24 protein-coding genes are annotated in these 24,148 nt (G+C 49.8%); 6 read left to right on the forward strand and 18 right to left on the reverse strand.

Annotation, left to right across the window (positions count from 1 at the left end):
* Positions 1-227 precede the first annotated feature (227 nt).
* On the reverse strand, positions 228-1,364 hold the full coding sequence (locus AC1RVX_RS08505) for a hypothetical protein (RefSeq protein ID WP_493216134.1): 1,137 nt from the start codon (positions 1,362-1,364) through the stop codon (positions 228-230).
* A 486-nt stretch (positions 1,365-1,850) separates the two neighbouring features.
* Between AC1RVX_RS08505 and AC1RVX_RS08510 the strand changes: the two genes are divergently transcribed.
* Positions 1,851-2,597 carry an acetoacetate decarboxylase gene (locus AC1RVX_RS08510; protein ID WP_493216135.1) on the forward strand — a complete coding sequence of 249 codons (747 nt, stop codon included), beginning with the start codon at positions 1,851-1,853 and terminating at the stop codon, positions 2,595-2,597.
* A 29-nt stretch (positions 2,598-2,626) separates the two neighbouring features.
* Positions 2,627-3,409, forward strand: coding sequence for a 3-hydroxybutyrate dehydrogenase (locus tag AC1RVX_RS08515; RefSeq protein WP_493216136.1), 783 nt, complete (start codon positions 2,627-2,629; stop codon positions 3,407-3,409).
* Positions 3,410-3,699: 290 nt separating this feature from the next.
* Here the strand turns inward: AC1RVX_RS08515 and AC1RVX_RS08520 are convergent, their stop codons facing one another.
* The 6 genes from AC1RVX_RS08520 to AC1RVX_RS08545 all read right to left on the reverse strand — a co-directional run bounded on the left by AC1RVX_RS08520 (position 3,700) and on the right by AC1RVX_RS08545 (position 8,447).
* Positions 3,700-4,968, reverse strand: coding sequence for a tetratricopeptide repeat protein (locus tag AC1RVX_RS08520; RefSeq protein ID WP_493216137.1), 1,269 nt, complete (start codon positions 4,966-4,968; stop codon positions 3,700-3,702).
* A gap of 64 nt (positions 4,969-5,032) precedes the next feature.
* Entirely contained in the window at positions 5,033-5,596 is a 564-nt protein-coding gene (locus tag AC1RVX_RS08525; protein ID WP_493216138.1) for a tetratricopeptide repeat protein, read from the reverse strand.
* A 68-nt stretch (positions 5,597-5,664) separates the two neighbouring features.
* Positions 5,665-6,306, reverse strand: coding sequence for a glutathione S-transferase family protein (locus AC1RVX_RS08530; protein WP_493216139.1), 642 nt, complete (start codon positions 6,304-6,306; stop codon positions 5,665-5,667).
* Between the two features lie 142 nt (positions 6,307-6,448).
* Complete coding sequence (locus AC1RVX_RS08535; RefSeq protein ID WP_493216140.1) at positions 6,449-6,886, reverse strand: hypothetical protein; 438 nt, start codon at positions 6,884-6,886, stop codon at positions 6,449-6,451.
* A gap of 242 nt (positions 6,887-7,128) precedes the next feature.
* Positions 7,129-7,500: a hypothetical protein gene (locus AC1RVX_RS08540; protein WP_493216141.1), complete on the reverse strand. Its 372-nt coding sequence runs from the start codon at positions 7,498-7,500 to the stop codon at positions 7,129-7,131.
* Between the two features lie 98 nt (positions 7,501-7,598).
* Positions 7,599-8,447 carry a helix-turn-helix domain-containing protein gene (locus tag AC1RVX_RS08545; protein WP_493216142.1) on the reverse strand — a complete coding sequence of 283 codons (849 nt, stop codon included), beginning with the start codon at positions 8,445-8,447 and terminating at the stop codon, positions 7,599-7,601.
* A 161-nt stretch (positions 8,448-8,608) separates the two neighbouring features.
* On the opposite strand from AC1RVX_RS08545, the gene AC1RVX_RS08550 reads away from it, so the two are divergent.
* Together AC1RVX_RS08550 and AC1RVX_RS08555 are read left to right on the forward strand one after the other, a co-directional pair.
* On the forward strand, positions 8,609-9,049 hold the full coding sequence (locus AC1RVX_RS08550) for a hypothetical protein (RefSeq protein ID WP_493216143.1): 441 nt from the start codon (positions 8,609-8,611) through the stop codon (positions 9,047-9,049).
* 158 nt (positions 9,050-9,207) lie between these two features.
* Positions 9,208-9,576 carry an MmcQ/YjbR family DNA-binding protein gene (locus tag AC1RVX_RS08555; RefSeq protein ID WP_493216144.1) on the forward strand — a complete coding sequence of 123 codons (369 nt, stop codon included), beginning with the start codon at positions 9,208-9,210 and terminating at the stop codon, positions 9,574-9,576.
* A 125-nt stretch (positions 9,577-9,701) separates the two neighbouring features.
* Here the strand turns inward: AC1RVX_RS08555 and AC1RVX_RS08560 are convergent, their stop codons facing one another.
* Positions 9,702-11,999, reverse strand: a complete 2,298-nt coding sequence (locus AC1RVX_RS08560; RefSeq protein ID WP_493216145.1) for a TonB-dependent receptor — start codon at positions 11,997-11,999, stop codon at positions 9,702-9,704.
* Positions 12,000-12,928: 929 nt separating this feature from the next.
* Between AC1RVX_RS08560 and AC1RVX_RS08565 the strand changes: the two genes are divergently transcribed.
* A complete protein-coding gene (locus tag AC1RVX_RS08565; protein WP_493216146.1) occupies positions 12,929-13,258 on the forward strand; it encodes a helix-turn-helix domain-containing protein in 330 nt (109 codons plus the stop codon).
* 25 nt (positions 13,259-13,283) lie between these two features.
* The gene (locus tag AC1RVX_RS08570; protein ID WP_493216147.1) at positions 13,284-14,633 is read left to right on the forward strand and encodes a type II toxin-antitoxin system HipA family toxin; all 1,350 of its coding nucleotides are present in this window, start codon (positions 13,284-13,286) and stop codon (positions 14,631-14,633) included.
* A gap of 52 nt (positions 14,634-14,685) precedes the next feature.
* Here the strand turns inward: AC1RVX_RS08570 and AC1RVX_RS08575 are convergent, their stop codons facing one another.
* From AC1RVX_RS08575 to AC1RVX_RS08620, 10 genes are all read right to left on the reverse strand, one after another.
* The gene (locus AC1RVX_RS08575; protein WP_493216148.1) at positions 14,686-14,982 is read right to left on the reverse strand and encodes a hypothetical protein; all 297 of its coding nucleotides are present in this window, start codon (positions 14,980-14,982) and stop codon (positions 14,686-14,688) included.
* A complete protein-coding gene (locus AC1RVX_RS08580) occupies positions 14,979-15,605 on the reverse strand; it encodes a hypothetical protein (protein ID WP_493216149.1) in 627 nt (208 codons plus the stop codon). The genes AC1RVX_RS08575 and AC1RVX_RS08580 overlap by 4 nt, the downstream gene beginning before the upstream one ends.
* Complete coding sequence (locus tag AC1RVX_RS08585; protein WP_493216150.1) at positions 15,602-16,522, reverse strand: pentapeptide repeat-containing protein; 921 nt, start codon at positions 16,520-16,522, stop codon at positions 15,602-15,604. The genes AC1RVX_RS08580 and AC1RVX_RS08585 overlap by 4 nt, the downstream gene beginning before the upstream one ends.
* A 489-nt stretch (positions 16,523-17,011) precedes the next feature.
* Positions 17,012-17,794: an alpha/beta fold hydrolase gene (locus AC1RVX_RS08590; protein ID WP_493216151.1), complete on the reverse strand. Its 783-nt coding sequence runs from the start codon at positions 17,792-17,794 to the stop codon at positions 17,012-17,014.
* A gap of 182 nt (positions 17,795-17,976) precedes the next feature.
* Positions 17,977-19,569, reverse strand: a complete 1,593-nt coding sequence (locus AC1RVX_RS08595; RefSeq protein WP_493216152.1) for a Fic family protein — start codon at positions 19,567-19,569, stop codon at positions 17,977-17,979.
* A 457-nt stretch (positions 19,570-20,026) separates the two neighbouring features.
* Positions 20,027-20,584, reverse strand: coding sequence for a hypothetical protein (locus AC1RVX_RS08600; protein WP_493216153.1), 558 nt, complete (start codon positions 20,582-20,584; stop codon positions 20,027-20,029).
* A complete protein-coding gene (locus AC1RVX_RS08605) occupies positions 20,581-20,844 on the reverse strand; it encodes a hypothetical protein (RefSeq protein WP_493216154.1) in 264 nt (87 codons plus the stop codon). Before AC1RVX_RS08605 ends, AC1RVX_RS08600 begins: the two co-directional genes overlap by 4 nt.
* Positions 20,844-21,272: a hypothetical protein gene (locus tag AC1RVX_RS08610; protein ID WP_493216155.1), complete on the reverse strand. Its 429-nt coding sequence runs from the start codon at positions 21,270-21,272 to the stop codon at positions 20,844-20,846. Before AC1RVX_RS08610 ends, AC1RVX_RS08605 begins: the two co-directional genes overlap by 1 nt.
* A 364-nt stretch (positions 21,273-21,636) precedes the next feature.
* Positions 21,637-22,431: an ATP-binding protein gene (locus AC1RVX_RS08615; protein ID WP_493216156.1), complete on the reverse strand. Its 795-nt coding sequence runs from the start codon at positions 22,429-22,431 to the stop codon at positions 21,637-21,639.
* Positions 22,415-23,368: a YdaU family protein gene (locus AC1RVX_RS08620; RefSeq protein ID WP_493216157.1), complete on the reverse strand. Its 954-nt coding sequence runs from the start codon at positions 23,366-23,368 to the stop codon at positions 22,415-22,417. Before AC1RVX_RS08620 ends, AC1RVX_RS08615 begins: the two co-directional genes overlap by 17 nt.
* Between the last annotated feature and the right edge of the window lie 780 nt (positions 23,369-24,148).

The raw sequence follows: 24,148 nt of genomic DNA on the forward strand, positions 1-24,148 counted from the left end.
AAACTGAGAAGAAGATGTAGAAGAACAGCAGAGAGAACGCAGGTGAAAAGCAGATACACATAACAAAAAACCCGTCAGTAACTGGCGGGTTTGCTTCGCATCGATACAAACGCATCAATACAACATATAAGACGCAATGATGACGTGTATCAGAAACCAGTGTAAGCCGGAATATTTTGACGGGCTAGCGTTTTATAAAAAAATTCATAAATCAATCGCTACCAATTTCAAGGCATAGGTGTCAACAAAAATGCATGTCGTGCGCCGTTGATTTTGCCGGTGCCGGCAATCTGCCCGGCGTCGTTCAGGTAAAGGAAAGTGTCGTCCACCTCTGTCAACATCGGCAATACCTTGTTCAACTCTATGATGCTGCCATTACGAAACAAAATTGGGAGGTGCCTGCTGTCGTTCGGCAGGGTGTAGTAACCGATAGCCTGCCCACTGGCGTTGACAGAAAACGCAGAGCTAACGCTGCCAGTTGCGCTTGGCGATCCCAGATTGATCATTTGACCTGCAGAATACAAAAACGCACGTGTATCGCCATTCGCCATCTGTGCTTGCCCGACGACCTGTCCCAGTTGATTCATACCATTGGCCGCACTGGTATTTCCACCCAGTGTACCCAGATCATTAAACTGACGGCCATCGTACAAAAACGCGTGTGATCCCGAGCCGTTGTAGACGGCACCAACGATCTGTCCAGCATCGTTGATTGCTGTTGGCATGCAATTGTCTGTCGAAGCCAGCGAGCCGATATCCGCCATGCCGTTGCCATGAGACACAAAACAGCGACCCAGACCATCCGCTGTGAAAGAATAACCCGTGATGACGCCCGACCTGTTGATCGCAATCGCACGACTAACACTACCACCCAGCGTACCCAGGTTTGTGAGGCTATACTTATCCGCGACAAAAGCACGCTCATCATGATTCGCCAACACGGTGTAGCCCACTACTTGCTCATTGTTATTAATACCAACAGCGATATTGGCACCGCCATCAATGCTGCCCAAATCGGTGGATGTCTGGCCGACAAATAGTCCGATATGCATGTTGTTCAGTGCCCCGGCAGACTGCCCCAGCGCATTCACGGCCAGAGCAGCACCAGGACCGCTCCCTACTTTGCTGACCAGCCCACGGCTACTTAAAAATGGATACAGCTGACCGTCGGCCTCTGCTGAATAACCAGCTACACGCCCATCCGGCGTCAAGCCGCGAGCAACGCTGGTTCCCCCGGAAAACGCCCCCAGATCTGTCAGCAACCAACCCGCCGCACTGGCATGCGGCGCCGCCAACAAACTGGCAGCCAATAAAGTGATGCCGAAGAAACCGCCCAGGGCGGCCCAAAATTTGTCGTGTTTCATTTTTTAATCCTTGAAAAAGAGGTTGAAAGAAAGCTTGAAAAGCAGCTTGAACAAAGCAACGCCTTGCCAACAACGACAATGCGGAAAAGACAGACGAAAACTGAGAAGAAGATGTAGAAGAACAGCAGAGAGAACGCAGGAAGAAAAACAGATACAGACAATAAAAAACCCGCCAGTATTTGGCGGGTTTGCTTCGCATCAATACAAACGCATCAATACAACATGTAAGACGCAATGATGACGTGTATCAGAAACCAGTGTAAGCCGGAATATTTTGGTGGTCAAGCACCTGAAAACAGGTGATCAAGCCATCGCACCACAGGACATTCAAATACTTTGTAACAAAGCTGAAATACAAAGAAGTCAAGCTTCAGTTACTATGTAAAACCCATTATTAGCAAACGCCAGTAATCGCCAGTAACCATCAGCAACTATTAACGCCCATCCATCAGTTATTCACAAACTTGCACAAGAACAGGACAAGCTATGACAGAAGATGATATCCGCAACAATGCCTTTGCCATGCCCTATACGAGTTCCGCTTTTCCACCCGGGCCTTATCGCTTCACTGACAGGGAATACCTGATCATCACCTATCGCACCGACCCCGATTTATTAAGAAAAGTCATTCCCGCCCCGCTGCAAATGGCAGAGCCGGTAGTCAAGTTTGAATTCATCAACATGCCAGATTCGACCGGTTTTGGGCATTATTGCGAATCAGGCCAGGTGATACCTGTCACCCTTGATGGCGTTGCCGGTGGTTATGTACACAGCATGTACCTGAATGATCATCCACCCATTGCTGCGGGGCGTGAGCTGTGGGGCTTTCCTAAAAAACTGGGTGACCCGGAATTGCGGGTACACAAAGACACACTGGTGGGTAGCCTGGATTACAGCGACATCCGCGTGGCAACCGGCACAATGGGCTTTAAACACACCACGCTTGACCCGGATAAGGTCAAGGCAAGCATGGCCACACCCAGCTTCTTGCTGAAAATTATTCCGCATGTGGATGGCACCCCACGCATCTGCGAGCTGGTGCAATACAGCCTGACCGATATCAACATCAAGGGCGCCTGGGGCGGCCCTGGCGCACTCGATCTCTTCCCCCATGCACTGGCACCGGTGTCAGCCTTGCCGGTGCGTGAAGTACTTTCTGCAGTTCATATTCTGGCCGACCTGACACTGCCTTATGGCAGCGTTGCGTACGACTATCTGGCGAACCGTAAATAAAGCCTCATCCTCTCAATAAAGGAAACATCATGTTACTCAAAGACAAAGTCGCTCTGATCACAGGTGCCGCCAGCGGCATCGGCAAAGAAATCGCCATTGAATACGCCAAGCAAGGCGCAAAAATCGTCATCGCTGACATGGCGTTGGAAGCAGCCACCGCCACCGCAAAGGAAATTGAACAATCAGGTGGCATTGCCATGGCCGTGGCCATGAATGTTACCGACGAAGCCCAGGTCGATAAAGGCGTTGCCGATGCCGTTGCCGCCTATGGCAGCGTAGATATACTCATCAGCAATGCCGGCATACAAATCATCAGCCCCATCGTTGATTTGAGCCTGGATAACTGGAAAAAACTCACCGCCATTCACCTTGACGGTGCCTTCCTCACTACCCGCGCCTGCATGCGCGCGATGATAGTCGGTGGCAAGGGTGGTGCCATCATCTACATGGGATCAGTGCATTCACATGAAGCATCGCCATTAAAAGCCCCTTACGTCACCGCCAAACACGGTTTGATCGGGCTGGCCAAAGTGGTCGCCAAAGAAGGTGCCAAGGACAATATCCGCGCCAACGTCATTTGCCCCGGCTTTGTCCGTACCCCTTTGGTGGACAAGCAAATCCCTGAACAAGCAAAAGAACTGGGCATATCAGAAGCCGACGTCATCAAAACCGTCATGCTGAAAGAAACCGTCGATGGCGAATTCACCACCGTGCAAGACGTGGCACAGGCAGCGCTGTTCCTGGCATCGTTCGGCTCCAACGCGCTGACCGGGCAATCGATTACTGTCAGCCACGGCTGGCATATGAGTTAAAGCCTGTCCGCCGGCTTCGCCATGTGCCGTGTTTTAGCGTATCAATTCACGGTTATGGCGAATAATTTGGCGAATATTCAAGCAAGAAAAATATCATTAAAATCCATTTAAAAACAATGGCTTATATCGATTCCTGTGAATCGCTTGGCGAATGATTTGGCGAATCAGGTGGCAAACGACAGCTTAAAAATTTTGCGCTTAGTCGCCATGTCCTGCTACCCGCAGTGCCTGGCGCGATTCAACATCAAGCCAGGTGGCCTGAACTTATCTTCAGTCCAAAGCGGCACATCTCAACACCCCTTGAATTCCCGCTTGCGGCAGTCTTCTGCCATGATGTTTGCCTGTATCACCTGGGCGGATGTCATCCTTTTCATTACGATGGGCAGGTTGTTGATGCCGTCGGCATTACCGGCATCCTTGGCCAGTTTGAACCACATGTAGGCATGCACATCATCCTGTGGCACACCCTGGCCTTTTTCGTATTTGGAACCCAGATTGTTCTGTGCCTGCGCATAGCCCTGCTCTGCCGCCAGACGGTATAGCCGGACAGCTTCTACCGGGTCTGCCGGCACACCTTTGCCGGTCGAATACATGAAACCAAGATTGGCCTCGCCATGGGCATCACCCTGCGCCACCGCCATCTTGTACCATTTAATGGCTTCAGCATAATTTTGCGGTACACCAAAACCGTTTTCATACAGCCATGCAATACCTATCCGGCCACTGGGTGCGCCCTGTGCAGCAGATTTTTCATACCATCTCATCGCGGTCGCATAATCCTGCTTGACGCTACGGCCTTTTTCATACATGACGCCCAGATTAGTCTGGGCGTCAGCATGACCCTGGTCTGCCGCCAGTTGGTACCATTTGACAGCGGCGGCATCATCGCGATTGACACCACGCCCTTGGTCCAGCATCAAGGCAACCGAAAACTGGGCATCCGCATCCCCCTTTTCAGCCACCTGCAGGTACAGGTTGTAAGCCTCTTTCAAATCCTTTTTGACGCCCGTGCCAGTTTCAAGCAAACCGGCCAGGTTATACATGGCGACCGTTTGTCCCTTGGCAACAGCCAGGCGATACCACTTGATGCCCTCGACAACATCTCGCGGCACGCCGGTTCCATTCACATACATGACACCAAGATTGGTCTGGGCACTGGCATGCCCCTGTTCTGCCGCCAGGCGATACCATTTGACAGCTTGCTGATAGTCCTGCGGCACACCACGCCCTTTTTCAAACGCTGTGCCAATATTGAATTGTGCGGTGACAAACCCTTGCACCGCCGCTTTTTGATACCATTTGATCGCTTCGATATCATCTTTTTTGACGCCCTCACCCACATAATACCGATACCCAAGGTCATTTTGCGCCCAGGCATCCCCTTTGGCCGCTGCGGCCTTCAGTTCTGCCAGGGTCCAGGTATGCTGTTTTCTTGCGGCAGGTTCGTCGCCATTGCCCGCAGCCCAGACGCTGGCGGGCTGGGCCAGCAATACCATTGATGTCATCGATGCCAGCAGTACCAGCGCCGGGATGGAAGCTGGTTTGAGTAGGTTCGTCATTTCATCTCCGGTGTGTGGAAGCTGGTTTTTGTGCTAACCGTACAGATGCTAACTCGATTTGTGCTCAAGGGCAATTCTTGAAACTACTGTTCCAACATGTCACCGCCATGGCTTCAGCCTGTGCTTTCTGCTCTGGCTTTAACAGTTTGGCGGCGATGAAACGGTTTTCGACGGGCGACAATTCACCCGCCATGGCACCCAGGGTAAACCACATATAGGCTTTCACCATGTCTTGCGGCGTGCCTTTACCCATGGCATATTTGATGCCGACCGTATTCTGCGATGGCAGATGCCTTAGTTGTGCCGCCTTCAGTGTCCACTTGAAAGCTTCGGCATCGTCTTGCTTGACGCCATTCCCGGTTTCATACATGTCAGCCAGGAACAGTTGCTCTTTCAGATACCCGCGCGCCGCCAGCTCTTTCATTTCCAGGATGTTGACCGGCTTGACGTTCGGTAAAAGTCGCACCTCCTTCGCGGGTACATCCTTGGCTGGTGCCTTAGCTTGTGCATTCGCTGGCGCACTGCTTATTTCTGCCGGGTTTGCCATCAGCAAAGGACAGGCGCTTGCCAGCATGGTCGCCAACAGGCCTGCTTTCAATCCAGCGTGCTTGTTATCCGGTTTTGTCATTGTTCGGGCCACAAAGCGATACGAGTGGCAAAGTCCTTCTGCTAACCCGCCACCACGCATTCAGCTATTTACCATTTAGGCATAATGCGCTCACCCGGCAAAATCGCATAAGGTTCAGTCCAGCCCGGCAAGCCGCGCAGCCTGTCCAGCCAGGCACCGATATGGGTAAAGCGGCTGGCAACAGGGTAGCCGAATTCTTCTTCCGGGTAGAACAGATAAGCACTCATGGACATGTCGGCAATAGTCGGGCTGTCGCCAACGATGTAAGGCCGTGTCGCCAGATGCTTGTCAACAATCAAAAAAGCATTGTCCATACGCTGGCGCAACCAGGCCATGACGTTGGCATCTGGTGCTGCCGGGCCAAAAGATTTCATGAAGCGGTGGCTGGCGAAATAGCTGGTGAACTTATGGTTATCAAACAAAATCCAGCGCAAGATTTCGCGCTTTTCTTCTTCTGTCTTGCCACCATAGGCAGCATGTTTATCTGCCAGATAAGTGAGGATGACGCCAGACTGTGTCAGCCGCAAGTCACCATCTTCCAGTATCGGTATCTCACCCAATTCATTGCTGTTTTCACGCCATGTCTCATCGCGTGAAATGCCCTTCATGAAATCGACAAATTCAGCTTGCCAGGGTTGGTTCAGGGCTTGCAACAACAGCGCAACCTTATAGGCATTGCCCGACTGGCAGATACTGTGCAGTTTGTACATGATGATTTTCCGTGGTCATGGTGATCAGAAAAAGCATCATACCAAAATTTTCACATTTGCAAGATCATGAAAGCGATCTCTTCACGCCCCCGCCTTCAAAAACGCCTCCGTCTGCGGGTCAGACGGATAAAACAATGTGAGATCAGATGCTGCTTGAGTCTACATCCCCATGGTGCTCGAACATGCAGAGGTTTGGTAGCCAGGAGAAGTGAACTTCAAGACCAAGATAATCTTGATCCTGCTGATTGGGATGCCGCAATTTCTCAAGACAATGTACCGTGATGCTGAATCGATACTCCGGCGAACGCCCGACTCGCCCGAACCACGGCTCATCGTTCACCCAATAGGACTCACTGCTGATGTAATACTCACCAGTAAGGCGCTCTCGTGCGGGAAAGCCCTCTCCGGACGTTTCTGCAGTCAGAAAACTATCGTTAACGTAGGTCTGTATCGCTTGCTGGACGATGTCCATGATGGCAGAATATTGAATCAGAACGCGCTCATACTCGGCATTCCCAAACTTAAGTTCAATGTTTCTCTCAAACGGCTTAGCCCATACAGGAATTGTGATGATCTGCATGGTTAACATCGTGACACCAAAAAGTAAGTAAAAATTGCGCGCATGAATTGACAGGGCCGTTGCCAGTGTCTTTTGTGGTTGCCTATGTGACCGAGTCTTGAATATTGAATGTTAAATGACGGATTCAAGCTCAAAGTGCAGGTCGGTTAGTGCGATTGTAAAAAGCTATGCAGAAGTGTAATCTGACGCAATCGAATACGCTTTGAGCACATTCCAAGAACCTGATTCACCTTAGTGCAAACTCACTCTTGTTGAAATGGGCCAACGCCACGCTTCCAAATGACAGCTTTTTCACGTCCAAAATATATTATTTTTACCGCAGCAGGTACGACGATCTCATAAGAAAAATTACCTGATAAATTTTTTCGTGCCGGAACCAAATGAACGTAGACAAGTAACGCCTCACCTTCTTGCGTGCTTGTTACCTCATTCACTGCCAGTGCGCTATGAAACGCAAGACCAGATATGTTAACGATAGATGGCGACGTAGGCACCTTCTCAACAATGTTGAACGATTGCACATCCTTGGATTCTAAAATAATTTCGCTAGCCTGCGAGCATCCCATAACTACAAATAACATCGTCAAGACAACTATTTTTTTAATTTTATTCATACGGCGAATTCAAGCTCAAAGTGCAGATTAGGGTTAGTACGATTGTAACCGGGCTGAACTGACGTAATCAGATCCGCTTTAATTTTGATCATATTACCTCACGCCCCTGCCTTCAAAAACGCCTCCGTCTGCGGGTCAGACGGATAAAACAATTCCACGCACAATTCATGCAGGGTAATGTCACGCGGGCTGCCGAAGGTGGTCAGGGTGGTGAACAGGGACAATTGCTGGCCATGCAGATTCAGCACACAGGGTACCAGCAAGGCCGGTTCTGTGGCTGTTGTCACGGCATTGCCGGGTGCGGATTGTTTCAGGGCTTGCACGTTGGGATAGGTATTGATTTCTTCCAGCAGGGCGACGATGCTTTCATCGCGGGCGTTGAGCATCAGCCTTTGCAAAACTTGCAGCAGGTAGCTGCCCCATTCATCAAAATTTTGGGTGTAGACAGCAAAGCCTTGCGGGTGCAGACTGGCGCGGAACATGTTCATAGGCTGGGTACGCAATGCATCTGGCAGCAAAGCCATCAACCCAGCGGCTGCCCGGTTGTGAAGGATCACGTTCCAGTGCCTGTCCAGCGCCACGCCGGGGTAAGGGTCATGCGTATCCAGCAGGCGCTGCACCGCTGCCCTGGCTTGTGCCAAGCGGGCAGAATCCAGCCCCTGCTCGCTATAGCGCGGTGCATAGCCGGCAGCCAGCAGCCAGGTATTGCGGGTACGCAAGGGCACATCGAGTTGTGCGGCAATCTGCATCAGCAAATCGGCACTGGGGGTGGAACGCCCAGTTTCCACAAAGCTTAAATGCCGTGGCGAGATGTCGATATCCAGCGCCAGGTCCATCTGGCTTAACTTGCGCAGCGTGCGCCATTCGCGTATCAGGGAACCGACGCTGCCATCGTGATGGATAGCTTTGGTAGCAGTATTTGCACGGGTGGTGGTGGCGATGGTCACGGCTGTCTCCTGTTGGTGTTTATCAGCGTTTGTTGGCATTTGTCGGCGTTTATCAAATTATGCACCTACCGATAAATGAACTCCATTACCTCTGAGGTAATCGACTTGCTGCATGGACAGAGGGACACTGCAATCCCCTCAACTGAAATTGGAGATCCATCATGTCTAGCACCATGTCAAATTCCACATCCTCTGCCAATGCCACTGCCAGCCAGGTTGCTGCTGCCGGTGTCTCTTTACGAAAAATCCTGATGCTTGATGCCATCACCTGTGTCGCCATGGGCCTGCTGCTGGTCAGCGCGTCTGGCTTGCTGTCTGGCCTTTTGGGTTTGCCGAAAGACTTTGTACTGCTGGCTGGCGTTACCCTCTTCCCCTGTGCGGCGCTGATGCTGCTGACCAGCCGCATAGGCAAGCAGGCGAAACCACCGGCAGCGTTGGCCTGGCTGGTCATCATCGGCAATATAGGCTGGGTCATTGCCAGCCTGCTGACGATGGAATTATGGTTCAGCCCCACCACCCTGGGCATATTGTTCATCCTGGCGCAGGCGGTAGTGGTCGTGGTGCTGGCGGCGCTGGAATACCGCAGCCTGCGCCGGGCATAAAACGTTTTGATTCGTAACGTGCAGGCAGGTCGGGGGAGCAAAAATTGTGTTCTCCCTGCCTGTTCTTTCAAACATCAGCAAACCCTGATTGTGCAGCACGCGGCCAAAAACCAGGAAGCAGTTTATCATCCCGGTATAACAACTGTCGCGAAACCATCATGAAACTAGCCGCCCTCAAAAAACATTGTGCCACCTTCCCCGGCGCGCAAGAAAAACTGCATGGCCCACCCAGCAATATCTTGGTGTACAGCGTGGAAGACAAAAGCTTTGCCTATTTCAAGACCAGCGAGCCAGAGCAATGGCGCTTTAGCGTGCGGGTGTCGCCCGATCGTTTTTTAGAGTTGACCGATACCCCCGGCGTCAAACCGGCGCGTTATATGGGGCGGTTTCACTGGGTCACCATCGTCAAGGTTGAGCATTTCCCGGAAGATTATCTGCGTGAGCTGATCAGCTATTCTTACCAGAAAGCCCTGTCTGGCCTGAGCAAGAAAAAGCGTGAAGGCTTGTTGCAACCAGCGGCAGAGTGATGCATGCAAGGGCATGATTGACGCCAGCCTTGCTGGGACAATGTTACGTAGGCCCTATAAGTCAGTCAGAAAATAAAAAAGCGCACCTCGAATTTCAAGGTGCGCTTAAATTTACATTTCGCTTTTTATACTTTACCGGTCAAGCTCAATCCTATAGTACGTGGGCGCATGCTGTACCCTTCGTTAATGAACTGGACATTTGGCCGCTGTATGGTCTTGTCAGTGTTAGTCAGATTTTTGGCAAACAAAGACAATTCCCAGTGACCATAGCTGGCACCAATGCTGGCGTCAAAGGTGTTGTAGGCTGGGCGTACATAGTCCGGGTCAGTTGGTGTCAACGTACCATGGCTGCCACCTATCCAATGTCCGGCACCGCGTACAAACCCAAAGTAGTCGCCAGTGATATTGAAGTCATATTGTGCGGTCAGGCTCAGATTGTATTTTGGCACGCCTTGGATGGACTGCCCGGCCACTGCACCAATAGATGGCACGTTGGTCGTCAGCGTTGCATTGGTGTAGCCACCTGCAAAGCCAAGCAATAAGTTAGAAGTTGGTTTGCCTTTGATTTCAAATTCCAGGCCATAGCTCTTCGCTTTACCGACATTGGTTTCAAAGTCAAAGCCGCAGGTAGGTAATGAAATATCTTGCTGCAAGTGATCCCAGCTGATGTAGAAAGCAGACAGATTCATCGACAGACGGTTGTCGAGCAAGCGGGATTTTGAACCGACTTCATAACTCCACAATTTGTCAGGGTCAAACGAAGTAGGTGCAGATGCCAGGTTCAGATTCTTGAAGTCAGATGCACAGACATCCGTCGGGATGGCACGGTTCTGACCACCCAGGCGGAACCCCTGGCTGGCGCTGGCATACAGCGTCTGCTCTGGAGTGACGGCCCAGTTAAGCGCAAATTTTGGGGTAGTTGCGTTGAAATCAGAGCTTGCATAAGAATGCGTTGGGCCACCGGCGAAATAGAAGTCACCATCACGCGCCAACGAGTCACTGGCACGCAGATAACGGGCACCGACAGTCGCGTGCAGGTTCGGTGTGAAATGGTAGCTCAACTCACCAAATACTGCTGTCTGCTGGGTCTTGTAATGGCGGGCGCTAAAGTAGGAATTATCACCAGGAAACGGCAAACCCAATACATTCACAATATTGGCACCGGCGGCGTTAAATGCCTGGTTGATACCGAATACAGGTTCGTTATCAACGACATTCGTACGCAAGTTGGAATAATACAGGCCGCCTATCCAGGTAATAGGAGAACCACTTGGGTCATACGGCTTGGAAACCAGCCTGACTTCCTGAGAAAACTGGCGAATTTCATTATTCAAAAACACCGCCGACGGCAGATTGGTCACCACGTCACCCAGACCAGCAGGCACACCGCTTACACCATTAATGACACCGCCGATATAATTACTGTTGACCACCGTACCGTCCTGGGTGCGGTTAAATTCACGTTTGAAATAGCTTGAAACCGAGACCAAATCGGCAAAGCCGAAATTGTAATTGATGGTCAGGCTGGGGACCGTCAATTTGTCCGTACCAGGTTCACGCACTGTTTTGGCAGTCTGGTTTTTTGGCAGGGCCAGGTAATAGGCATCGATATCGCCCGACTTGACTTCCTGATAGAACAGCGATGGAGTAATCGAAAGATTGCTGCTTGGTGCCCACTTCATCGCCAGTCGCAATACAGAACTATCTTCAGTATTGATGCCAGAAGCAATCACCTTGCCTGTCGTTGGCGAAACCTGGTTAATGAAGCCGCTGTTATAGCCTTTTTGCACGCCTATGCGCAATGCAAGTTCATCCTTGATCAAAGGCGCGTTATACACGCCATTGACGGTATAGTTAGTGCCACCACCTTTGGTTGAAGACACTTCGCTATAAAAATTAGTGTCAGCATACTTCAGGTCTGGCTGATTGGTAATGAACTTGATCGTACCACCCATGGAACTGGCACCATATAAAGTACCTTGCGGGCCACGCAAGACTTCTATCCTGTCCAGATCGAACAGCTTGGGTTCGGCGCTACCCAGGCTATACAGATTTCGGGTCGTCATCGACACGTCATCCAGATACACACCCACCGTGCTGGAACCGGCAGCCGAACTGACACCGCGAATTTCAATATTATTGAGGCCAGAACCAGAACCACTTGCGCCAGAGTAAGAGACATTAGGAATAGCGCGCGTGACATCACCAATATCCGTGATGTGCTGACCAACCATGTCTTCGCCCTTCATGACAGAAATACTGAGCGGCACCTTGGTCACATCTTCTTTGCGTTTTTGGGCCGTGACGGTCACCGTATCAATCTGATCGCTACGTTTATTTGCCGTGCTGCCAGTGGCAGTAGCATCAGGCGCTTGTTGCGCCCAGCTTGCGCTGGCAAATATGGATGAAACTGCTAAGGCCACGCATGTTCGTTTCCCACTATAAAAAACCATGTTATTGACTACCTTTCCTGGAGAGGGATTATTCGGACTTCTGTTAAAAATAAGACTTACGCAAAAACCGCGCCAGCTGCATTGCAACTCCAGCGCTTGGCAAAAAACATGCACTACAGCACTGTCTTATTGCACCTTGCGGCGACCGTTTTGCGTAAGTCCTGAAAATGACTTTGACAAAGTCTTTTCAACAGAAATGACAAGATTTGTATTTCTCAAAGTTAGCATATTGTTGCCCCCGCCAAAAGCGGGTCCATCCACAGTGTTGCTTTCTTGCCAAAAATGTGAATACCTGATGCAAGTAATGGGCGGAAAATACGGGAATTCATAAAAACAAGAGAAAATTTGGTTCTTTATCTGGAACATAGAGATATTTTTTATATTTTTTAGGGCATATGTTTTAAGGCATGTGCTTAAGCAACCATCCACAGCGATAACACATCCCCTGATGCGGTCGCACAGTGCCGTTGAGCATACTTAGGCACACGCGAAGGACATCCTCCTCACCCTGCCCTCGTATGATTTGCATCCATGGTTTTCTGTGATCAATACGGCTTCATGCACCGTTAACGTGCCTATTATCGTGCCTATTATCGTGCCTATGGCTGTCTGGATTTCCAGCCAGTACCTCCCCACTCTGCCACCAGAAAGCCCTGTCTGCCCTGAACAAGAAAAACCGCAAAACCCTATCGCAGGCAGCAGAATGGTGCTTTGCCAGATATCATTCACAAAGATAATTAATAGATCTATTTAAATCCTTTACTACAATATTTATACATAAAAGCTTTATTTAAGACCATTACTATTTTTCATTGAAATAACCAAAAAATAAACTACAATAGACTTAAAAAGAACTTTTAATCTTTAATTTCACATTAAAAGACTTATTTAAGGCTGTTATGAATATCATCAGCAATACCGAAGAATACGAGATCACCCTGGGTGAGCATGTGCGGCAATTGCGCCTGCAAAAGAATATGGACAGAGAAACCCTGTCCAGCCAGGCTGGCATCAGCCTGACTGCCATCAAAAACCTCGAAGGCGGCAAAGGCGCGACCGTCAAAACCCTGCTGAAGGTATTGCGGGCGCTGGGTCGCATCGACTGGATACAAAGCCTGGCCCCGGTCGCCAGCATCAACCCCCTGCTCATGGTCAACACCAAAAGCGCAAGGCAAAGAGCCAGCCGCCACCGTGTCAGTACACGGCCAACTATGCATGGCAAACCCTGAATTTACGCTCACCTGACAACAGCCCATGGCCACCAAGAAGAACGGCACATTCCAAAAAACCGAAGTCATCCAGGTGCACATATGGGGCCAGTATGTCGGTGCAGTCGCGCTGGACCCGGCCTACGGCTATTACGCCTTTGCGTATGACCCGGCATTCCGCCGCAAAGGTATAGAACTGGCACCGCTGCACATGCCTTTGCAAAATGCGTCTGATGTATCCATCTTCATGGACCTGCCAGAAGCCACCTACAAGCGTCTACCTGCGATGTTGGCGGATGCATTGCCCGATGATTTCGGCAATGCCCTCATCAACCGCTACATGGCCGATAAGGGTATCGATCCAGCCCAGGTCACGCCGCTGGACCGCCTCGCGTATATGGGCAAGCGATCCATGGGCGCGCTGGAATTCAAACCGCGCCACGGCCCGCGCAGCATCAAGCCCACCGCCATAGAAATGTCACACCTGGTAGAAGAAGCACGCAAGATCGTCAATGGCCACATCGATGACGATGCCCACAGCAATGCCGCCCTGCGCAGCATTATCGAAGTCGGCACCTCTGCCGGTGGTGCAAGGGCCAAAGCCGTCATCGCCTGGAACCGCGACACCAATGAAATCCGCTCTGGCCAGGCCAGCGCCCCACCCGGCTTTGAACACTGGCTGCTCAAATTCGACGGCATGGGCGAAGACCATGAACTCGGCAGCGGTGCCGACTATGGCCGCATCGAATACGCCTATTCGCTGATGGCAAAACAGGCAGGCATACACATGATGGATTGCCACCTGCTGCAAGAAAATGGCCGCGCCCATTTCATGACACAGCGCTTTGACCGTGCAGGCAAGACAGATAGCGACGGCAGCAATGGTAACGATGGGGTCGATATCAAACACCACATACAAACCCTGTGCGCCATGGCCCATCTCGATTACAAAAAGAAATCCGCCAACAGCTACGCCCAGTTATTCATCACCATTCTCGCCTTAAAGTTGCCGCGCGCCGCCATGGTAGAAGCCTTCCGTCGCATGGTCTTCAACGCCATGGGCCGCAATTGCGACGACCACACCAAGAACACCTCTTTCCTGCTGCGCCAGCACGGCGAATGGGAACTAGCCCCCGCCTACGACATCAGCTTTTCACACAACCCCACCGGCGAATGGACCCACCAGCACCTCATGAGCATCAACGGCAAGTTCCGCAACTTTGAAGTCAGCGACCTGCTCCAAGAAGCAGACCGCTACGGCATAGGCGAAATCAAATCCATCATCCGCCAATGCACCACCGTATTCAAAGCCTGGCCAGATTTCGCCAGACAAGCCGGGGTGTCAGAAGCACAGATCAGCAAGATAGGTGCGCTGTTGTGGGTGCCGGAGTTGTAATCAACACAATTACATCTTAAATTATCCCGATTTCATCAAGCACAGGAGACGATCATCGATATTTTTGAACGGCAAGCTTAATACGGTTTGTCAACACAGCTACTTCCGAAGACAAATTTTGATAATCTTCAGTTATTTGCTCTTGGCTTTTATTTGAAAGAAAAAAGAGTTTATCTGCAGCTTGGCGAATCAATTCTGTGAGCGAAGCATTCTCTTCCAAATTATTTGTGGAGACCCATCTATTAATCGCACCATTTGACATGCCGAATAATTCCTCGCGCCATGCACACGAATTAACACTCAAAAGGATTTCCCTTTGTGCAGCAATACGATTGTTAAATTCACTCATTTCGAAACTCTCATATCTGAAAGATTACTCATCCATTCTCGAACTGCAGGCATATGTCCTTTTGCTAACTCTATCTCATTATTTGAAATCAAGCCCCCATAACCTCTGGTGGATAACACTCTCGCTCGCACAAAAATACCAAAAACTTCTTCGCTGACAGGCGCTTTTTTTTCTAAAAGCAAAGGAGATTTTCTCGAAAATATTGGAACTCCATTGTCGAGTGAAAAGCATGTAGCGAAATTTCTCATCGCTAAAAACATGCACGACAAATGAAAGATAGAACTGTTCGAAGACATCAGAAGCGAATCGCTAGATTCGATAAATAATTTATAAAACTTCTCACAATCTTCTCTCCCTTTTGTGTAAGGAGACGGTTTACCTAAACTAGCCAAAAAATCAGATCCATCAGACGAAAATAATAATCGAGACTCCAAGTGCAAATGCCAGGCAAACGGATTCCCTTCCCTCCAGAGTTCTATAATACGATCATATATATAAATCGAAAACTTCTGTGGATCAAGTGCCAAATCACGCGACGAGGTGCACGCAAGTAAGTCAATATCAGAAGAAGAATCCACCTCACCTCTGCAAATCGAGCCAAAAGCATAATAATGTAAAGTCATCGCCTACTAAACCTCTTAACCAACAGTGCTGTCAATAGAGCTACAGCAATTAGCCGCGCACCAGCGACTATCGAAAGTATCCACGGTGGAAAATAAGAAGGAAGCAATACGCCTAAAAAGATCGCAGGAGCTTTCTGTAAATTGACCAAATAATCTTTAATACAAAGTGGATTATTGTTGGCAAAGGTATCATAGAATGTAATTAAGAATACACAGAAAACAATCGTTCTCAAGAGCTTTAATATGCTCTCCCCGTTACCCCAGAGAAAATGCAGCAGCCAAAACTCTGACCATTTAATAAACTGCACAAATCCTTTAAAACCCGGATACTTTAACTTGTAATAAGTTTCATATGAACGCCAAGACTTATAAAGATAAATTGCAGTCGCTTCAAGTTCTACTGAAATAGCAAGATTTACCGCTTTTGCATCACCAACTTGCTGGAAATTCATTCTCATGGTACGAGCAAATCGCATCCTAAGATTCTCTTCTCTGGGAGCCTCACTCAACAAAATATCGTCATCAATAGCACAACGTTCAAACACAGCGTAGTCAAATTTACACCCTGTAAAAGCTGATTGGTGAAAATTAGTCCCAATAAATTTACATCCAGTAAAATCACAAGAATCAAAAACACATTTATTCAAATAGCAATTCTCAAAAATGCATTGCTTAAAGGAGACATTTCTAAATGTCATTCCAATTGCGTTTAAACGCACATATATCTTAAAAGCAAAAGTCTTGAATGCAAATTCATCACTTTCAGCTATTACATTTTTAAAAACGTAATAATCCTGAAGTACTTCACGATTACCTTTTTTCAGATATTTGCCGATTTCAGAGTTCGTCGTTACAGCAGTATCAACTAACAATTGCTTGTCATTCGAAGTCCTGGTTTCACCGTGTTTTTCGTCCATAGATTACGCTCCAGCATCTCAAAATCATCTTTCAACCAAACACCAAAATTTTAGTCAAATGAAAGAACGATCTTGATTGATTTTGTTATTCAGATTTTGGTTAACATTTCCATGCACGACTTTACCATGAACGATACTAGAATATTAACAATTTTAAATGATCTCATCACTCAAATTGTGCTTTTCCATCAGGAAGACTGAGAGCCTGCGAAAGGCCGCAGGACACTCATGAAATAAATTGAAAAAAATAGTTCTCTTACACCAGCGACTCCACCATCTCCAGCAGTTTGTCAGCGATCAGGTTTTGCGCTTCGAAATCGACCTTACTCAGCCGATCTCAAATCAGGTGTTTCTGGTCGTAAACGGAGGATTTAGCGATGCGTAGTTCTTCCGCTCTCTTTTGAATGAAAATACGGTGTTAGTAAAATACTCGGATGATGATTTCTTGCAAGACACACAAGGACATACCAGCGACCTGGACACTAATTGCTACTTGCCGTTTCCTCCAACAAGAAATCGCAGAGCGGTTGCTGTAAAGGGAACCGTGGGATCGTACACAGGCACATGGTCGCCGCCTGGAATAATCCATAAGGCGGCGTCCGGTATGGAACGGTAGATGCTCACCGGGATTTCAACGGGGAAGAAAGCGTCGCGGTCACCGTGTACGATGAGCGTGCGTGCGGTGATGCCGGACAAGCTTTGTGCGGTGAAGTTCATATCGTCGTAGTCTTGGTGGAAGGCGTTGAACTGGGTAATCAGTTGGCGAATTTGTTCGTCACCGCGCTTCGCGCATTCACTGTACATGTCCCGCACCGGCTGGGGCATGGTGCCAAACGATGCTCTGCGCATAATGGCCCTTGCCTGATCAGGAAAATGGGTCGTTGCACTGACCAATACCATGGCGTCGATACGTCTGGCCTGGCTGGTTGCCATGTGCAGTAGCGTCATCCCGCCAGTGCTCATTCCCATGGCCGAGAAGTGATCAATCCCCAATGCGTCCAGCAAGAGAAACACGTCACTGGCCGCTTGCCGGTGGGTGAACTTGTTATCGGGATTGGTAGAGTGGCCATGGCCACGCAAGTCCACCAGGATCAACCGGTAGTGTTCCGCTAATACGTCAATAAAAGGATGCCAGTTCTGCACACAGCCACCAAACCCATGCAAGAGTACCAGCGGCTGCCCGGCTCCATACTCTTCATAGTACATTTCCATATTGTTGATTTGCGCGACATGCCCACGATTGGCAGTCTGTTTGGGTGCATAGGTCGTCATGGGTGGGTATCTCAAATAGGCAAGAAAGTGAACAGCGGCCTGGCTTTGTTATCGAGCGATAATTTTCTGTATAAGTTGGGTGTCTGTGGGTTATTCCAGCATCCAGAATTGTACTGAAAACAGCTTAGTGACTGGCTTTTTAGCGATCACCGTTTTTATACCGAATAAAAATTCATACATTATCATTGCCGATACACAACCGATTCACTATCTTCGTCACTACCATCTTCATCGTCAAATAAACCTTCCGTAGGGTCGATTCGAAAAGCCTGCAATACCACCTGAACAATCTTGTTGGATTTTTCTTCATCCTCAAATAGGCTGAACTGTTTGCGCAGTTTGTTGGAGACGGCTTTATTGGTCCAGATGCTGCTAATTATCCGGTCTATCGTTGCATCCGGGCCTTCAATAATCTTTTTAACTGCACGCCTGGCCCGGTGAATATTTCGCATATACAATGCCTCATCGCGCATTTCTTCTTCAATGGTTTGCCGGATTACCTTCCCCATGTATTCCACATGTGATGTCAGATTTGGGTAACGCCAGGCTGGTAAGGCATGGTCGTAGGCGCTGAAGTGAAAGTTGGATTCAATCCCATCGCCATAGGTTTCTGATTTACCAAAGCTGAAGTTTTCGGCGTAAGCCTTCATCAGGTCTTTGGAAAATGCCTCCAGGCTCTGGTCGTACCCCACTCTGGCCGTCGTTGAATGCGTGATCGTTGCTGAAATGGGCAATATGAACGGCTTGGGCACCGCCCCGTCTCTGCGCAAGATATCATTCACTAAAAATCGGGAAATCCGCCCATTACCATCTGCCATCGGATGGATATAAACAAATCCGAAGGAAGCAATCGTTGCACGCACAATAGGCGATGTACCCTGTGTTCTGGACAGTGTGTCGCTGAGCCCCCCTAGCATCGCTGGTGCATCTTCCCAATGGGGTGCGATGTAGTCCACCATCTCGCGATAACCAACTGAGTGCCCGACAAATACTGGCGACTGGCGCACGCCATATGTCAGCGCATTTTCACCTAATATTTCTGCCTGCAGATTTTCTAAATCACGCAGAGACAGTGGATTTGCCAGTTCGCCGCAGCGGCTTTCCATCACCACCGCGAAACGCTTTATTCTGTCTTCACGATTTTCTTCATGTTCAATAGCAAAGCTGGCGCGGCTTTCCTTAATCGTTAGCCAAACGCTGCTTCTCAAGAGAACGTCCGCCCCGAATTGCGTCTCAAGACCGGTCAATGCGGCAGCGCAATCATAATCTTGTGCGGCTTGGACTTTATCGGTGATGTTGATCAAGGGGCAGAAGTGCCGGGTACCAGGCAGGTTGTTGCGGACTCTCCATCTTTTTACCGACTCCGGTTGCGGTGCAGAGAAATACGCGCTGCTGTCAATGGCGTCGATGTAGTTTCCCTGACTCAGATCATCAACATTCAGATGGCGACCGGTAAACCATTCGAAAAAAAATCCGGCACGGCGTGCATAAGCGCCCGTTGATTCGCTTTGAATCCACTCTTCAAGCTCAGTCTGGTCAATTGCGTCGAACAATCGCGATAGCAACTCGAAATGCATTTCTTCATGTTTGAACATAAAGGTCAGATGGCCTGCCAGGGTTTCTGCTGGCCGAAACCCTTCTGGAAATTCTTGAGCGGTCAATTCTGCAGACGAACTCGTCTTGCGACTTTTGCTGATGACGCTTTCAACCCGCAAGCGTTGGGCCAATTTGATTTGGTATTTCTCTACCAACCATTTTCCACCGACCCAATCCATAGAAACCTCCAATTACTCAAATATCAACACATCCCAGCTTCACAATACACAAAAAACGATTAAAAGACAAAAAATATCATTAAAAATCGCAAGTTTTTTAAAAAAACGATTACAAAAGTTCATATTTGTCCACTTTTTGCGGAAAGAAAAAGCGCCTGATACTGCCAAAAAATGATTACAAACATAAAAAAATCATTGTTTTTACCTATTTTTCCCAAAAAATGATTACAAAATCTAAAAAGCGATGCGAAAGATGACAGCGCAGCAACAAGGCACGGCTTACCCTTACTGACCACCGCAGGCCATTTGGTAGCCGAACAGGATGACCTGCTTAGTTGCATCCTGATGGTTTTTGTATAGCCTCAGATCGAACCACTTCACGTACGCCAGCAACAAAAAACGCACTCCTCAGAGTGCGCTTCCCGTAACCACCTGTCACGTCAAATTCACCGCAGGCTTACACCAGCGACTCCACCATCCCTTGCAGTTTGTCTGCAATCAGGTTTTGTGCTTCGGCATCGACCTTGCTCAGCCACCCCCAGATCAGGCGTTTTTGGTCGTAGACGGTGGATTTGGCGATGCGTAGTTCTTCGGCTTTTTTAAGGATGGAAATGCGGCGTTCGTAAAATGCGCGGATGATGGTCTCGCGCATGATGCGTAGCGACATGCCGGTGACCTGGCTGCTGCACAGTTCACGCAGGTTGCCGATGGCGTTGCGGTAATCTTCGCTTAAGCCTTCTGAACCGCAGCATTTGCATTCGGCTGTCTTGATGACGTAACGGGCGGTGATGCAGGCGCGCTGTACGGAAGGCAGGCGTTCAATTTCTGCCAGTATCATGCCGGCTTGTGCGGCACCATCGAGTGCCACCAGGCCCTTGCCACTGCCATTGCTGGTACCACCCGCGCCTGCACCTTGCAGGGCCAGTTTGGCCATGGGTGAAATGGCGTACTGCTGGCTGGAATAATTGAAGGCAAATGTCAGTGCGTCGTGAGTGTTGTTGAATAAGGTAGTCATTCTCTCTCCTCGTAGGATGTGCAACGTTGTCCGTGTAATTGCATTGCTGCAGTCAGGCCATCTTCTTCGACGGCTGCTGTGGCTTGCGTGCTGTCTTTGGACAGCAGGCGCACGGGGCGATGCTTGTCTTTCAGCTTGCAAATGTGCTGGCGTTTTTCGCCGATTTCTATCCAGCCCTGGTGACGGCAACCCTTGCAGGTTTTTTCTTCACGCTGCAACAAGATGGCCAGCGGGTCGCGGCAATATTCGTGGCGGCGCATCAGAGCTGGTTCCCAAAGACGCGGTAATCTTCCAGGCGGCCCAGGCCGGTGTGGATGCTGATAAAACCGCGACCATCGGGATAGAGTTCCTTGACTCTTTCTTTGATGGCTTGCATCTGTGGATTGGCTTTGCTGTTGTATTCCTTAAAGACGCGTGGCTGTGCCTGGGTAGCTTGTGGTTTACCTTGCACAGGCAAGGGAATGTAAAAGCGGCGGTTGTTGCCAATGACGCAGGTCTGTATCTGCTTGTCGGCCAGCAGCGTGTTGAGCATGTTGCGCATGTCGCCAGAAGGCACGCCAAAGGTGGCAGCCAGGTGGGCATTCTGGAACTTCAGGCCGCGCTTTTGGCGTATGTACTGAAGCAGATTGTCCTGGTTGAATAGAACGGTATTGCGAGCGGCGTTTTTTTGAACACTAATTTTTTTCATTTTTCTGCATCCTTATCGATGTGAATTGCGCTGTATCGGCTACATCCGATCTGCATCAATCCTGTCCGGGTACGGCATGTCGTATGCGCGATGCCCCTGTTTGTTTGAGCGTGCCTGTTACTCCACGCTGGTCTATGGCTGTCTGGTGTTACATCCGCGATGGCGTGCGGGGTTGCTGTTGACCCTGTGTTTTTCAGGCATGGCTTCCGGCTCAGGGCATGCGGGAAGATGCGGGTTTTTGTAAGACTTAAAAATTTGGGACAAAGCGAATCCCGTCCAGGCTGTTTTGCAGACTGGCGTTGTGTATGTCTGGTGGTGTATTGCCGATGACGCCGCTATATTTCCTGCTGCGTCATCAGGGTTTTCAAATAGTCAGATTCATGACTTGCCCACGTTGTGATGTCCAGTTAAAGCTTTGCCAGACGCTGTTTTCTCGCAGGCGATCAAAGCTGCGGTCGCCCAGAAACTGGCGCAGGCCATGGCGGTTCTGGTTGGTGATCAAGATCGTCGGCATGACGTTGCGGTAACGTTTGTCAATGATGTCGAACAGGCTGATCTGTTCTGCTTCTGAACCGTATTGCATGCCCACTTCATCCAGAATCAACAGATCAATGTCGGCCAGCACTTGCAAGATCTGGGTTTCGCTTTGTGGTGCATCACGCCGCCAGGTGTCGCGTATCATGCGGACTGCATCAATGGCGGACGTGTACATGACGGTGTGCTTGCTCATGATGTAGCGAGCAATGGCGGTTGCCAGGTGGCTTTTGCCGGTGCCTGGCATGCCAGACAACACCATGGTGGTGCCGGTGCTGCGGTGGCGCGTAAAATTGTGGGCAAATTCCATCGCGGTGCTGAGGGCTTTTTCTTTTTCGTCGGTATCGGCAACAAAGCTGGCGAAATCTTTTTCACGAAAACGCAAGGGAATACCGGCCTGGTTGAGGCGTGTTTCCAACCTGCGCTGGCGTTCTTCCACCGCTTGCTGTGCAGCGCGGGCACGGCTCGCCACATTTGTCTGGCGCACACAATGCGGGCAGGCCGACCAGTGCATGACCTTGGTCCCCAGCAGGATGGCCGTGCTGTCGTAAGCACCATGGCTATCGCATTGCGCGCTGCGCTGGGTGGTGCTGATGTAGCTGGCAGCTTTAGATGATACGTCCATTTTCTATGCCCTCGTTGTAGTTGATCTGCTCAAAATTATTGTGTCGTGACTGGCTTGCGGGTTGGCTGCGGCCACCTCCGCCCCTCCCTGCGATGCCGGGGTCGCCCCTGGGCAGGACAGCACCACCGGCCTGCATGCTGGCGGCTTGTTTGCCCCAGCGTTCCAGAATTTTCAGCACATAGGCAAGGCCGATGATTTCATCTGGCCTGGAACTTTTGGCTTCGGCACAGGCAGCCTGCACCACCTCCACCGTTGCCCCTTGCGCCACCAGAGCCAGCAAACGCGGATCAGCGGCCTGGGCCTTTACCCCGGCCTGGCGGAATGTCAAGCACAAGTCCAGCGCTGTGGTGCTGCCCTGCCCTGCTGCGGCCCCAGATGCCGATGCAGGCACAGCAGTTGCCGTTTCTGCGGGGGTTTCCGTCACCGTTTCTGCCAAAATTGGCGCAGGTTCAGCTAGCGCGGGCTGAAGGTTTTTTTGGTTTACTGGTTTATGGTTCTTGGTTATTGGTTTATGGTTATTGGTTAGTTGAACATAGCTAATAGCTGTGTTGTCTTGCTGTTCAACAGCTGTTGAAGGCGTGTTCACTTCATCCAGACGACCATGTTTTTCTGCTGCCCGTTTGGCTGCACTGGCCTTGCCTGCCAATGATTTGGCATTGGTATTTTTTTGGTATTCACGTATCGCCTGATCACAGCGCGCATGAAACCAACCTGCATCGGTCGGCACAAAAAATTCTTTCAGCAACTGTTCTACTGCTACCGTTTCTTCTTCACTGCGCGCAACCAGGCGACGGCACAGCAAACCCAAGTCCAGCATCAGGGGCGATTCGGTGTCGTAATACAAATCCAGCATGTCGCGATAAATCGCTCTTTCCAGACGGTTCAAATGGCGCGTGGCATTATTGAAATCACCGATGTGATGGCTGTAATAATTCATGCGGCCACCTTGACTATGCAGCGAGCCTGATTGGTCAGCATGCACAAACAGACAGGCGCAAGCGTACACATGCCCGATGCTTGGGCATTGGCATTGGTCCTGCGTAACTGCTTGACTGTGTGCTGGTGTTTATCTGACATGCGAATTCTGGCCGGTTGAAATGATCAAAATCATCCAGGCGTGGGCAAGCACGCTGTCATCGCTGTGTAAAAGCGACAGACAACACTTCGCCTATCAAAGAAGCGGAGGCTTCTTTGAGCTGGATAGATACTTCGTATTACTTGTGTTAGTTGTGTGCGTTAATTTGTTGCATTATTTACTTGCGTTACTCAGCACCCAGAAAAACCGGGCGACAACATTACTTCTTCACGTCCATTTTTTTGCACCGGTACTGATTGATATTCATCAACACTCACCAGCGTGGACCGCTATGCGCATTTGCGCTTACGGGCGAAATCTGCCTTGGCAAACCCACCCGAAGAACCTGTTTACGATCTGTCGCGAGCGTGCGTCAGCGGGGTCAGGGTAACTAAGCGCAGCGCAAAAAGCGGAATGTACTGTAGTACATGAGCATTTTGAGCAGCACATGAGCCCCGATCACGCTCGCGCAGTAAGATCGTAAGCAGGTTCTCAATACCCAGGCATCACGGCCTTAGGCAAGACATCTGCATGTCCTCATCATGGAACATATTATATACGATTACGTATTACATTCAAACAGTTTTGATGTAATTTTTTAAAATTTAATGCGTTTCAGAATGGAGCGATGACGCTGCCTCT

It is taken from the genome of Undibacterium sp. GW821-FHT11B02 (assembly GCF_058808955.1).